The following is a 12,971-nucleotide window of genomic DNA, read 5'->3' on the forward strand; positions in this document are numbered from 1 at the left end:
AGTCTGGAGGGCCGGTTCCGTGCCCGCGGACCGAGGGAGCGCCGCCCGGTACGGGCAGTGAGTCGGCCACGGCGCCCCGTCCGTCACCAGGCGTCGAAACCCTCTTGGTCAGTTGGACACCACGCCGAACGGCCCCGCTCCCACCCGGGAACGGGGCCGTTCGGCGTACGGGGACTTCAGGCCGAAGCCGGCGGATACAGGCCGCGCGGCAGCTGTGACGCTGCCGCCTCGTCCAGGAGCCACAGCGTGCGGCTGCGGCCGTACGCGCCCGCTGCCGGGGCCTGGATCTCCCCGGCGCCGGAGAGCGCCATCGCCGCGGCCTTCGCCTTGTCCTCGCCCGCCGCGAGCAGCCAGACCTCCCGTGCCGCGCGGATCGCGGGCAGGGTCAGGGAGAGGCGGGTGGGCGGGGGCTTGGGGGCGCCGTGGACGGCGACGACCGGGCGTTCCGTCTCGCGGACGGCCGGAAGCTCCGGGAAGAGCGACGCGACGTGCGTGTCCGGGCCGACACCCAGCAGCAGGACGTCGAAGGACGGGACGGGACCGTGGTCCTCGGGGCCCGCCGCGGCGCCCAGCTCGACCGCGTACGCCTCCGCCGCGGCGTCCGCGTCGTTGCCGTACGGGCCGTTGGACGGGGCCATCACGTGCACCCGGGCCGGGTCCACCGGAACGCTGTCCAGCAGGGCCTCGCGGGCCTGCGTGTAGTTGCGCTCCGGGTCGCCGTCCGGGAGGAACCGCTCGTCGCCCCACCACAGGTCGAGGCGCGACCAGTCCACCGCGTCCCGGGCGGGCGCTTCGGCGAGGGCCGCGAGCAGCCCGTTGCCGTTGCGGCCGCCCGTCAGGACGACGGAGGCGGAGCCGCGGGCGGCCTGGGCGTCCACGATCTTCGTGATCAGCCGGGCCGCCGCGGCCTTGGCCATCAGCTCCTTGTCGCGGTGGACGACGACCTGCGGCGCGCTCACTCGGAGGCCGCCTTCGCGTCCGCCTTCGAGGCCGCCTTCTTGGAGGCGGACTTCCTGGCGGGGGCCTTGGCCTTGGGCTCGGAGGACTCGGACTTGCCCTCCGAAGCCTCCGCCGCGCCAGCGGCATTCGCATCCGCCGGCTCGTCGGAGGACTCGGCCGCCTTCGCCGCCAGCGGGGTCTGGGCCCGCTGCGGCTCACCGAGCCGGTCGACGCCGTACTTGAGCGCCGAGGCGTACGTGTCGTCCGGGTCGAGCCGCCGCAGCTCCTCCGCCAGGAGTTCCGCGGTCTCGCGCCGCTTGAGCGCGACGTTGCGGTCCGGCTGGCCCTGCATGGCGAGGGTGGCCAGCGAGCCGTCCGCGCGGTCCAGTGCGACCGGGCCGCAGTCCGTCTCCATCCGGACGGCGGTCAAGCCGGGGCCGGCCGAGAGGAGTCGTCGGACGGGGACGCCGAGGCGGTCGGCGAGCCACATGCCGAGGAGTTCGACGCTGGGGTTGAACTCCTCGCCCTCGACCTCGACCTCGGCCACCTTGCAGGGCAGCTGGTCGAGCGCCGCGGCCAGCATCGAGCGCCAGGGCGTGATGCGGGTCCAGGACAGGTCCGTGTCGCCGGGCGAGTACGCGTCGGCGCGCTCGGCCAGCTCCCGGATCGGGTTCTCGGCGGTGTACATGTCGGTGACGCGCCGCTGGGCGAGCGCGCCGAGCGGGTCGCGTGCCGCGTCCACCGGGGCGTTGACCGGCCACCACACGACGACCGGGGCGTCCGGCAGGAGCAGCGGCAGGACCACGGACTGGGCGTGGTTGATGGCCTCGCCGTAGAGCCGCAGCACGACCGTCTCGCCCGTACCGGCGTCCGCGCCCACGCGGACCTCGGCGTCCAGGCGGGCCTTGGCGCGGTCGCGGGGCGACCGGCTGACGCGCTTGATGACGACGAGGGTGCGCGAGGGGTGCTCGCGGGACGCCTCGTTGGCGGCCTTGAGGGCGTCGTAGGCGTTCTCCTCGTCGGTGACGATGACGAGGGTGAGCACCATGCCGATGGCGGGGGTGCCGATGGTACGACGGCCCTGGACCAGCGCCTTGTTGACCTTGCTGGCCGTGGTTTCCGTCAGATCGATCTTCATGGCCGACGCCAGCTCCGTCCGTCTCGTGCGAGCATTTCGTCCGCCTCGTCCGGTCCCCAGGTCCCGGCCGCGTACTGCGCGGGCTTGCCGTGCTCGTCCCAGTACTCCTCGATCGGGTCGAGAATCCGCCAGGACTGCTCGACCTCCTCGACGCGCGGGAAGAGGTTGGCGTCACCGAGCAGGACGTCCAGGATCAGGCGCTCGTACGCCTCCGGGCTGGACTCGGTGAAGGACTCGCCGTAAGCGAAGTCCATCGAGACGTCCCGTACCTCCATGGAGGTGCCGGGCACCTTCGACCCGAAGCGCATGGTCACGCCCTCGTCCGGCTGGACGCGGATGACCAGGGCGTTCGCGCCCAGTTCTTCGGTGGCGGTGTGATCGAAGGGGGAGTGCGGCGCGCGCTGGAAGACGACCGCGATCTCCGTGACGCGGCGGCCCAGGCGCTTGCCGGTCCGCAGGTAGAAGGGGACGCCCGCCCAGCGGCGGTTGTCGACCTCCAGCTTGATCGCGGCGTAGGTGTCGGTGCGGGAGTTCGGGTCGATGCCCTCTTCCTCCAGGTAGCCGACGACCTTCTCGCCGCCCTGCCAGCCGGCCGCGTACTGGGCGCGCACGGTCTCCTTGCCCAGGTCGGCGGGGAGCCGTACGGCGCCGAGCACCTTGGTCTTCTCGGCGACCAGCGCGTCCGCGTCGAAGGAGGCGGGCTCCTCCATGGCGGTCAGCGCGAGGAGCTGGAGGAGGTGGTTCTGGATGACGTCACGGGCGGCGCCGATGCCGTCGTAGTAGCCGGCGCGGCCGCCGATGCCGATGTCCTCGGCCATGGTGATCTGGACGTGGTCGACGTAGGACCGGTTCCAGAGCGGCTCGAAGAGGGTGTTGGCGAAGCGCAGCGCCAGGATGTTCTGGACCGTCTCCTTGCCCAGGTAGTGGTCGATCCGGAAGACCGACTCGGGCGGGAAGACCTCGTGGACGATCCGGTTCAGTTCCTTGGCGCTGGCCAGGTCGTGCCCGAAGGGCTTCTCGATGACGGCGCGGCGCCAGCAGTCGCCCTGCTGGTCGGCCAGGCCGTGCTTCTTGAGCTGCTGGACGACGGTGGGGAAGAACTTGGGGGGCACGGACAGGTAGAAGGCGAAGTTGCCGCCGGTGCCCTGGGCCTTGTCGAGTTCCTCGATGGTGTCCTTGAGGGTCTCGAAGGCCTCGTCGTCGTCGAAGTTGCCCTGGACGAACCGGCAGCCCTGGACGAGCTGCTGCCAGACCTCTTCGCGGAACGGCGTACGGGAGTGCTGTTTGACGGCCTCGTACACCTCCTGCGCGAAGTCCTGGTGCTCCCACTCGCGGCGGGCGAAGCCGATGAGGGAGAAGCCCGGCGGCAGCAGCCCGCGGTTGGCCAGGTCGTAGACGGCAGGCATCAGCTTTTTACGGGACAAATCGCCCGTGACGCCGAAGATGACCAGGCCCGACGGCCCCGCGATACGCGGGAGCCGTCGGTCCGCGGCGTCACGCAGCGGATTGCTGCTGGACAAGGTGGGTCAGCCCTCCGAAGGAGCGAGGCGCTTGAGCTCCGCCTCAGTGGACTTGAGCAGGTCGTTCCAGGACGCCTCGAACTTCTCGACGCCCTCGTCCTCCAGCACCTGCACGACGTCGTCGTACGAGATACCGATCTTCGCCAGCGCGTCGAGGTCGGCCTGCGCCTGCTCGTAGCTGCCGCGCACCTTGTCGCCGGAGATCTCGCCGTGGTCGCCGGTGGCTTCCAGGGTGGCCTCGGGCATGGTGTTGACCGTGTTCGGCGCCACCAGCTCCTCGACGTACATGGTGTCCTTGAGCGACGGGTCCTTGACGCCGGTCGAGGCCCACAGCGGACGCTGCTTGTTGGCGTGCGCCTTGTCCAGCGCGTTCCAGCGGTCCGAGGAGAAGACCTCCTCGTACGCCTGGTAGGCCAGGCGTGCGTTGGCGACGGCGGCCTTGCTCTTCAGGGCCTTGGCCTCGTCGGTGCCGATCGCGTCCAGGCGCTTGTCGGTCTCGGTGTCCACACGGGACACGAAGAAGGAAGCCACCGAGTGGATCTTGGACAGGTCCAGGCCGGCGGCCTTGGCCTTCTCCAGACCCTCCAGGTAGGCGTCCATGACCGCGCGGTAGCGCTCCAGCGAGAAGATCAGCGTGACGTTGACGCTGATGCCCCGGGCGATCGTCTCGGTGATCGCCGGGAGACCCGCCTTGGTGGCCGGGATCTTGATCAGCGCGTTGGGGCGGTCCACCAGCCAGGCCAGCTGCTTGGCCTCGGCGACGGTGGCGCGGGTGTTGTGCGCCAGGCGCGGGTCGACCTCGATGGAGACCCGGCCGTCCTGGCCGTCGGTGGCGTCGAAGACCGGGCGCAGGATGTCGGCCGCGTCCCGGACGTCCGCCGTGGTGATCATCCGGATGGCTTCCTCGACGGTCACCTTGCGGGCCGCGAGGTCGGTGAGCTGGGTGTCGTACCCGTCGCCCTGCGAGATGGCCTTCTGGAAGATCGACGGGTTGGTGGTGACACCGACGACGTGCTGCTGGTCGATCAGCTCGGCCAGGTTGCCGGACGTGATCCGCTTGCGGGACAGGTCGTCCAGCCAGATCGCGACGCCTTCGTCGGAGAGGCGCTTGAGTGCGTCTGTCATGGGGTTTGCATCTCCTACTTGATCGTGTACGGGCGTCAGCGCTGAGCCGCTGCGAGCGATTCCCGGGCCGCCGTGGCGACCGCGTCGGCGGTGAAGCCGAACTCGTGGAAGAGGACCTTGGCGTCCGCCGAGGCACCGAAGTGCTCCAGCGAGACGATGCGGCCCTGGGCGCCCACGTAGCGGTGCCAGGTCAGGCCGATGCCGGCCTCGACCGCGACCCGGGCCTTGACCGTCGGCAGCAGCACGCTGTCGCGGTACCCCTGGTCCTGCTCCTCGAACCACTCGACGGACGGCATCGAGACGACACGGGTCGGGATGCCCTCGGCCTGCAGCGCCTCGCGCGCCTCGACGGCGAGCTGCACCTCGGAGCCGGTGCCGATCAGGATGACCTGCGGCTCGCCGCCCTCGGCCTCGAACAGCACGTAGCCGCCCTTGGCCGCGGCCGGGTTCGCCTCGTACGTCGGTACGCCCTGGCGGGTGAGCGCGAGGCCGTGCGGCGCCGGCTTGCTCTGGTGGCGGCGCAGGATCTCGGCCCAGGCGGTGGCGGTCTCGTTGGCGTCGGCCGGGCGGACGATGTTCAGGCCCGGGATGGCGCGCAGCGCGGACAGGTGCTCGACCGGCTGGTGGGTCGGGCCGTCCTCGCCGAGGCCGATGGAGTCGTGCGTCCACACGTAGGTCACCGGCAGCTGCATGAGCGCGGCGAGCCGGACGGCGGGGCGCATGTAGTCGGAGAACACCAGGAAGGTGCCGCCGTAGATGCGGGTGTTGCCGTGCAGCGCGATGCCGTTCATGGTCGAGCCCATGGCGTGCTCGCGGATGCCGTAGTGGACCGTGCGGCCGTACGGGCTGGCCTCGGGCAGCGGGTTGCCCTCGGGCAGGAACGACGAGTTCTTGTCGATCGTGGTGTTGTTCGAGCCGGCGAGGTCGGCGGAGCCGCCCCACAGCTCGGGCACGACCGCGCCCAGCGCCTGGAGGATCTTGCCGGAGGCGGCGCGGGTGGCGACGCCCTTGCCGGTCTCGAAGGCGGGCAGCGCCTTCTCCCAGCCGTCCGGCAGCTCGCCCGCCTGGATGCGGTCGAACTGGGCGGCGCGCTCCGGGTTGGCCGCGCGCCAGGCGTCGAGCTTCTCGTCCCACGCGGCGTGCGCCTCGCTGCCGCGCTTCCAGGCGGCACGGGTGTGCTCGATGACCTCGTCGGACACCTCGAAGGACTTCTCCGGGTCGAAGCCCAGCACCTTCTTGGTGGCCGCGACCTCTTCGGCGCCCAGCGCGGAGCCGTGCGCGGCCTCGGTGTTCTGGGCGTTCGGGGCGGGCCAGGCGATGATCGAGCGGGCCGCGATGAAGGAGGGACGCTCGGTCTCCTCCTGGGCCGCCTTCAGCGCCTGGGCCAGACCGACCGGGTCGAGGTCACCGCTGGGCAGCTGGTCGACGCGCTGGACGTGCCAGCCGTACGACTCGTAGCGCTTGATCGTGTCCTCGGAGATGGCGGTCTCGGTGTCGCCCTCGATGGAGATGTGGTTGTCGTCCCACAGCAGTACGAGGTTGCCGAGCTTCTGGTGGCCCGCGAGCGAGGAGGCCTCGGCCGAGACGCCCTCCTGGAGGCAGCCGTCACCGGCGATGACCCAGACGGTGTGGTCGAACGGCGAGGTGCCGGGGGCGGCCTCGGGGTCGAACAGGCCGCGCTCGTAGCGGGCGGCCATGGCCATGCCCACGGCGTTGGCGACACCCTGGCCGAGCGGGCCGGTGGTGGTCTCCACGCCGACCGTGTGGCCGTACTCCGGGTGGCCGGGGGTCTTGGAGCCCCAGGTGCGGAAGGACTTCAGGTCGTCCAGCTCCAGGCCGTAGCCGGCCAGGTAGAGCTGGATGTAGAGGGTCAGGCTGGAGTGGCCCGCGGAGAGGACGAACCGGTCGCGGCCGGTCCACTTCGCGTCCGCCGGGTCGTGCCGCATCAGCTTCTGGAAGAGAACGTAAGCGGCCGGCGCGAGGCTCATGGCGGTACCCGGATGGCCGTTACCGACCTTCTGCACGGAATCCATGGCCAGGACGCGGACGGTATCGACGGCCCGCTGGTCCAGGTCGGTCCACTCGAAATCTGTGGTGGTCGGCTTGGTGCTCACCCTGAGTCAGGGCTCCTCTCCACATGTCGAATGCCGGGGACGGTTTGTCCGCCGGGCGTTGTCGAGCCTACCCCTGCAGCTACGGCCGTCTTTTCGACGGAGCGTCGGCAGCTCACCCCGGGAAAACTCGACGCCTTAGGCAACCAATTTCGGACTCCGGGCATTCCCGTCCCGGACGAGACGGCCACCACTCCAGCCTGCCGGGCGCTGCCCGCCTTCGCCTCCTGAACGGCGTGAACGGCGGGCGGGGCCCCCGCGGAGGCGCGCCCGTGCGAAGCGGCGACGGGGCCCGGGCGGGCGTGCGGAACCGGGACACCGCACACGCCGCAACCCGCCGGGGGCAGGGCCCCAGTGGTCCCGGTACCCCCTCAACACGACCCCACCCCCGCGAAGGCCGTCGTATGGCCAACGTCTAAAGTGGCGTGGTACGCGCAAGCCTTAACCGGGTCTTCACGGCCGGGAACGCTTGCTGGCCTTATCTTCGCGGCGCAAGCCGCTGATGTTACTTCCAGGGGTGTGCGTGACGGCCGTCGAATCCCGTCCTGCGGGGGTCCTAGCCCAGGGACCGCAGGGTTCAGGTCACCGTCCGTTCGGGGCCCGCGTCAAGGCGTTCGTGGCACTGACCAAGCCGCGCGTCATCGAGCTGCTGCTCATGACGACGGTGCCGGTGATGTTCCTGGCGGCCGGCGGGGTGCCCGACCTCTGGCTGGTGCTGGCCACCTGCGTGGGCGGCTATCTCTCCGCCGGCGGCGCGGCCGCGTACAACATGTACATCGACCGCGACATCGACGCCCTGATGGACCGCACCTCGCAGCGGCCCCTGGTCACCGGAATGGTCTCCCCCGCGAGTGCCTGGTCTTCGCGACCGCATTGGCGGTCGGCTCGACCGCCTGGTTCTGGTTCCTGGTCAACCCGCTGTCGGCGATGCTGTCGCTCGGGGCCCTGCTCTTCTACGTCGTCGTCTACACGATGATCCTCAAGCGGCGTACCGCGCAGAACATCGTCTGGGGCGGCATCGCGGGCTGCATGCCGGTCTTCATCGGCTGGTCCGCGGTGACCAACACCGTCTCCTGGGCCTCCGCCGTCCTCTTCCTCGTCATCTTCTTCTGGACGCCGCCGCACTACTGGCCGCTGTCGATGAAGGCCAAGGACGACTACGAGCGGGTCGGCGTGCCGATGCTGCCGGTCATCGCGGGCAACAAGGCCGTGGCGCGGCAGATCGTGGCGTACAGCTGGGTGATGGTCCTGGTGTCGCTGCTGCTCCAGCCGCTCGGTTACACCGGCTGGTTCTACACGGTGGTGGCGGTGCTCTGCGGCGCCTTCTGGCTGAAGGAGGCGCATGCCCTCCAGGCCCGCGCCAAGGCCGGGATCACCGGGCCGAAGCTGAAGGAGATGCGGCTGTTCCACTGGTCGATCACCTATGTGTCGCTGCTGTTCGTCGCCATCGCCGTGGACCCGTTCCTGCGCTGGTAGGGGCTGCCGCCGAGAGTTTCCCGCCGGGCCCGTCACGATCCGTTCGTGGCGGGCCCGCGGCGTGTGCGCGGTGCCCCGGACGGCTCTTCCGCCGCCCCGGACAGCCCTTCCGTCGCCGATTACCGACGGGTAGCATCCTGTCCATGGCAGACACACAGCAGGCGGACGCGGTGGACGAGCAGGCCGGCGGGCAGCCAGCACCGGGCCGGGCGGACAAGCGGGCCGAGCGGCGGACCGCCCGGCTGGCCAAGGAGATCGCGGCCTTCGCCGCCTCCCACGGCGGCAGCGCCGACGGCCAGCTCGCCCACATCGCCCGCGGCAGCGTCCGGATCGCGCTGGTCGGCGCGGACGGCCAGTGGGGCAACCTCGTCGCCGGGACGCAGGACGTCGCGCGGGCCGCGGCCGAGCGGGCCGGGGTCACCCTGCACGAGGAATTCGACGGCGACCTCGCGGCCAAGGTGCGCACCGGCCCGTACGAATGGTCGCGGATGGCGGGCATCCAGGTGGGTGGCCCGGCCAACTCCTGAAGCCGGGGCCGGGTCAGGGGCCGCGGGAGCGCCGGTGCGACCCGGTTCGAACGGGCCGCGCGGCCCGGCCCGCTACCTGACGACCACGTCGTCCGTTGAGCCCACCAGGGGCGGCGTCCGTGCCGCGCCGGGTGGGCTTTCGGCGCCGCGGGCGTCTTCGGCTCCGACGGTTTCGGCGAGGAGGGGCGGATGGACCGACTGCCACCGCTCGTGGACCAGCACAGCCACGGCGCGCTCCACGGGGACCTGGGGCTCGGCGCCTTCGAGGCGCATCTGGCCGCCGCCTCCGGCGGCCACGGCCCGGCACCCGCCGGCACCACCTTCTTCGACAGCTGGACCGGCCTCGGCGTACGCCGCTGGTGCCCGCCCCTGCTGGGCCTGGAGGCGCACTGCCCGCCCGCCCGCTACCTGGCCCGCAGACGGGAGCTGGGTACCTTCCACGCGAGCCGCCTGCTGCTGCGCGGCGCCGGCATCGGCACGTTCCTGCTGGAGACCGGCGCCCCCAGCGAGCTGACCACGGCCGGTGAGCTGGCCGCCGCAGCCGAGGCCCGCGCCCACGAGGTCGTACGGCTGGAACCGCTCGCCGAGCAGATCGCGGACACCTCCGGCAGCGTCGACTCCTTCATCGGCTACACGGCCGAAGCGATCTACGCGGCCGCCCAGGACGCCACCGCCTTCGCCTCCGGCGCCCCCTTCTGCGAGGGCCGCGCCCCGGAGGCGGGCGAGGTGCGGCGCGCGGCCGAGCGGTGGCTGCGGGGCCGCAAACCGGGGGAGCGGCTGGCCGAGCCGTCGCTGCTGCGGCATCTGCTGTGGAGCGCGGTCGCCACCGGCGTACCCGTACAGCTGCACGGTCCCGACCCGCTGCCGCTGGCGGGGTTCTTGCAGGCCACCACCGGTATCGGTACGGACCTGGTGCTGCTGCCCCGGCCGCCGCACCACCGCCGCGCGGCGCAGCTGGCCGCCGTCCATCCGCACGTCTACGCGGACGCCGGACCGGACCCGGAGGAAACGCTCAGGCAGGCCCCGTTCGGCAAGCTGCTGTTCTCCACGGGGGCGCGGGCGCTGCCCGAGCTGTACGTGACGGGCGCGCGCTTCTTCGTACGGACCGTCGAGCGGGTCGTACGGGAGTGGACGGAGGAAGGCATGTGCGCGCGGGCGGACGCGGGGCGGATCACCGCCATGGTCGCGTCCGGGACCGCGCGCCGCGTCTACCGGCTGGAGGCGGAGGTCCCGGCGGCCGGCTGAGGTTCGGCGGGGGCGGGCACCTCGGCGTCCGCGGCCGGAGCGGTGCCGACGCCGTCGGGGGAGCCGGCCGGGCCGGCCGGTACGGGGCCGCGGTCGCGCAGCGCCAGGTAGATCCGCAGTACGCAGATCCACACCAGCGTGGAGACCAGCATGTGCAGGCCGACGACGATCTCCGGCAGGCCCGCGAAGTACTGGATGTAGCCGATGACGCCCTGGAGCACGATGCAGCCGAACAGCTCCAGCATCATGCGGCGCGGCGCGGCCGGTGCCTTGACGGCGCGCAGCGTGAACCACAGGGCCACGGACAGGCCGACGACGATGTAGACGAAGTCGACGTGCAGCTGGGTGATCTCGTGCCAGTCCACCGGGATGCGGTGGACCTTCTTGGCGTCGCCCGCGTGCGGCCCGGCGCCGGTGACGACCGTGCCGATGACGGTGAGTACGCCGGTCGCCAGGACCAGCAGCCCGGCGAGCTGGCGCACCGGGCGGGCGACCAGGTCGCGCGGCTCCTCGTCGCCCTCGGCGGCGCGCCGCCAGGCCAGCACGGAGACCGTGAGCAGGGCGGTGGTGAGGAGGAAGTGCGCGGCGACCAGGTACGGGTTCAGGCCGGTCAGGACGACGATGCCGCCCCAGACGGCGTTGCCCATGACGATCCAGAACATCGCCCAGCCGAGGCGGGTGAGGGAGCGGCGCCGGGGCGCGCGCGCCCGGGCCGCGATGATGAACACGCCGATGAACGCGCACAGCACGTACGTCAGCAGCCGGTTGCCGAACTCGATCAGGCCGTTGATGCCCATCGCGGCGGTCGGCGTCAGACTGTCCGGGGTGCACTTGGGCCAGGTCGAGCAGCCCAGCCCGGACTGGGTGAGCCGGACGGCGCCGCCGGTCACGACGATGACGACGGACATCACGACGGTGGCCAGCGCGGCCCGCCGTACGAAGGCGGCGCTCGGCTGCCAGCGGCGCGCGATCAGCTCAAAGGGGTTCCACGTGTTCGGCACGCAGCCATCGTAGGCGGCGGCTTGTGCAAAGTTTCACGAGGGGGTGGGCAACGCGCGGGCCGCTCACATATCCGCAGGTCATGCCCTGCCCCGTCGGCCTACTCCCAGCGGAAGAACTTGGCCGCCGCGCCCAGCCCGAGCACCGCCCACACCGCGAGGATGCCGAGGTCGCCCCACGGCATGCCCGCGCCGTGCTGGAGGACGTCCCGCAGGCCGTCCGACAGCGCGGAGATCGGCAGCAGGCCGAGCACCGACTGCGCCGCGTCCGGGAACTTGTCCAACGGCACGATCACGCCGCCGCCCACCAGCAGCAGCAGGAAGACGAGGTTGGCCGCCGCCAGGGTCGCCTCTGCCTTGAGGGTGCCCGCCATCAGCAGGCCGAGCCCGGAGAACGCCGCCGTACCGAGGACGAGCAGCAGCACCACGGCCAGCGGATTGCCGTGCGGAGACCAGCCCAGCACGAACGCGATCACCGTCAGCAGCACGATCTGGAGGATCTCGGTCACCAGCACCGAGCAGGTCTTCGCCGTCATCAGCGCCCAGCGTGGCAGCGGCGACGCGGCCAGCCGCTTCAGGACGCCGTAGCGGCGCTCGAAGCCGGTCGCGATGGCCTGCCCGGTGAAGGCGGTGGACATGACGGCCAGCGCCAGGATGCCCGGCGTCAGGAAGTCGACCGCCTTGCCCGCGCCCGTGTCGACGATGTCGACGGCGGAGAACAGCACCAGCAGCAGCGTCGGGATGACGACGGTCAGCAGCAGCTGCTCGCCGTTGCGCAACAGCATCTTCGTTTCGAGGAGGGCCTGCGCACGGATCATCCGGGGCAGCGGCGCCGCGCCCGGCCGGGGGGCGAAGGTGCCGGCGGCGCCGGCCGCGCCGTCCCGGTCCGTCGTGCCGGTGGCGGTCATGAACGCAGCTCCTTGCCGGTCAGTTCGAGGAAGACGTCCTCCAGGGTGTGCCGCTCGACCGCTATGGCGTCCGGCAGCACGCCGTGCTGCGCGCACCAGGAGGCGACGGTCGCCAGCAACTGGGGATCGATCTTGCCGGTCACCCGGTACGTGCCGGGCGTCAGCTCCGCCGCGGCGCTCTCCGCGGGCAGCGCCTTGAGCAGCGCCCCCAGGTCGAGGCCGGGGCGGCCGGTGAAGCGCAGGGTGTTCTCGGCGCCGCCCTTGCACAGCTGCTCCGGGCTGCCCTGAGCGATCACCCGGCCGCCGTCGATGATCGCGACGTCGTCGGCGAGCTGCTCGGCCTCGTCCATGAAGTGGGTGGTCAGTACGGTGCTGACGCCGTCGGCGCGCAGTTCCCGTACGAGGTCCCAGGTGGCGTGCCGGGCCTGCGGGTCCAGCCCGGCCGTCGGCTCGTCCAGGAAGACCAGTTCGGGGCGGCCCACGACGGCCATGGCCAGCGCGAGCCGCTGCTGCTGCCCGCCGGAGAGCCGCCGGTAGTTCGTACGGCCGCAGCTGCCCAGACCCAGCCGCTCCATGAGGAGGTCCACGTCGACGGGGTGCGCGTGCAGACTGGCGGTGTGCCGCAGCATCTCTTCTGCCCGGGCACCCGCGTAGACGCCGCCGGACTGGAGCATCACGCCGATACGGGGGCGCAGCGCCGCGGCGTCGGCGACCGGGTCCAGGCCCAGGACGCGGACGGTGCCCGCGTCGGCGCGGCGGTAGCCCTCGCAGATCTCGACGGTGGTGGTCTTCCCGGCGCCGTTGGGCCCGAGGACGGCGGTGACCGAGCCCGCCTCGACCCTGAGGTCGAGGCCGTCCACCGCGGTCTTGGTGCCGTACCGCTTGACCAGGCCGGTGACCTCGACGGCAGGCGGACGGCCGGGGGTCCGGGGGGTGTCCCCGGAGGAGGCGCTGCGCATGACCGGCAGTCTACGAAGCGCGGGG

Annotated in this window: 10 protein-coding genes and 1 pseudogene; 3 read left to right on the forward strand and 8 right to left on the reverse strand. The window is 71.8% G+C overall.

Features of this window, described 5'->3' with window-relative positions; translation table 11 throughout:
- Positions 1-176: 176 nt before the first annotated feature.
- From pgl to tkt, 5 genes are read right to left on the reverse strand one after another with little or no spacing between them, the layout of a single operon-like run.
- A complete protein-coding gene (gene pgl / locus OEIGOIKO_RS32015; RefSeq protein ID WP_031007103.1) occupies positions 177-959 on the reverse strand; it encodes a 6-phosphogluconolactonase in 783 nt (260 codons plus the stop codon).
- On the reverse strand, positions 956-2,077 hold the full coding sequence (gene opcA / locus OEIGOIKO_RS32020; protein WP_125056960.1) for a glucose-6-phosphate dehydrogenase assembly protein OpcA: 1,122 nt from the start codon (positions 2,075-2,077) through the stop codon (positions 956-958). The genes pgl and opcA overlap by 4 nt, the downstream gene beginning before the upstream one ends.
- Positions 2,074-3,597, reverse strand: coding sequence for a glucose-6-phosphate dehydrogenase (zwf, locus tag OEIGOIKO_RS32025; RefSeq protein ID WP_125056961.1), 1,524 nt, complete (start codon positions 3,595-3,597; stop codon positions 2,074-2,076). The genes opcA and zwf overlap by 4 nt, the downstream gene beginning before the upstream one ends.
- Positions 3,598-3,603: 6 nt before the next feature.
- Positions 3,604-4,722: a transaldolase gene (tal, locus tag OEIGOIKO_RS32030; RefSeq protein ID WP_125056962.1), complete on the reverse strand. Its 1,119-nt coding sequence runs from the start codon at positions 4,720-4,722 to the stop codon at positions 3,604-3,606.
- A gap of 35 nt (positions 4,723-4,757) precedes the next feature.
- Entirely contained in the window at positions 4,758-6,836 is a 2,079-nt protein-coding gene (gene tkt / locus OEIGOIKO_RS32035) for a transketolase (RefSeq protein ID WP_125056963.1), read from the reverse strand.
- Between the two features lie 520 nt (positions 6,837-7,356).
- On the opposite strand from tkt, the pseudogene OEIGOIKO_RS32040 reads away from it, so the two are divergent.
- The 3 genes and pseudogenes from OEIGOIKO_RS32040 (at position 7,357) to OEIGOIKO_RS32050 (ending at position 10,081) form a co-directional block, all read left to right on the forward strand.
- Positions 7,357-8,309: pseudogene (locus OEIGOIKO_RS32040) on the forward strand (heme o synthase).
- Between the two features lie 143 nt (positions 8,310-8,452).
- Positions 8,453-8,836: a hypothetical protein gene (locus OEIGOIKO_RS32045; RefSeq protein ID WP_125056964.1), complete on the forward strand. Its 384-nt coding sequence runs from the start codon at positions 8,453-8,455 to the stop codon at positions 8,834-8,836.
- Positions 8,837-9,025: 189 nt separating this feature from the next.
- On the forward strand, positions 9,026-10,081 hold the full coding sequence (locus OEIGOIKO_RS32050; RefSeq protein WP_125056965.1) for an amidohydrolase: 1,056 nt from the start codon (positions 9,026-9,028) through the stop codon (positions 10,079-10,081).
- On the opposite strand, the gene OEIGOIKO_RS32055 is transcribed toward OEIGOIKO_RS32050, so the two are convergent.
- From OEIGOIKO_RS32055 to OEIGOIKO_RS32065, 3 genes are all read right to left on the reverse strand, one after another.
- Positions 10,045-11,082 carry a COX15/CtaA family protein gene (locus OEIGOIKO_RS32055; RefSeq protein ID WP_125056966.1) on the reverse strand — a complete coding sequence of 346 codons (1,038 nt, stop codon included), beginning with the start codon at positions 11,080-11,082 and terminating at the stop codon, positions 10,045-10,047. The genes OEIGOIKO_RS32050 and OEIGOIKO_RS32055 overlap by 37 nt on opposite strands.
- A gap of 98 nt (positions 11,083-11,180) precedes the next feature.
- A complete protein-coding gene (locus tag OEIGOIKO_RS32060) occupies positions 11,181-11,987 on the reverse strand; it encodes an ABC transporter permease (protein WP_125056967.1) in 807 nt (268 codons plus the stop codon).
- Positions 11,984-12,946, reverse strand: coding sequence for an ABC transporter ATP-binding protein (locus OEIGOIKO_RS32065; protein ID WP_125056968.1), 963 nt, complete (start codon positions 12,944-12,946; stop codon positions 11,984-11,986). The genes OEIGOIKO_RS32060 and OEIGOIKO_RS32065 overlap by 4 nt, the downstream gene beginning before the upstream one ends.
- Positions 12,947-12,971 lie beyond the last annotated feature (25 nt).

Origin of the sequence: Streptomyces paromomycinus, from assembly GCF_003865155.1 — a bacterium.
GTDB lineage: Bacteria > Actinomycetota > Actinomycetes > Streptomycetales > Streptomycetaceae > Streptomyces > Streptomyces chrestomyceticus.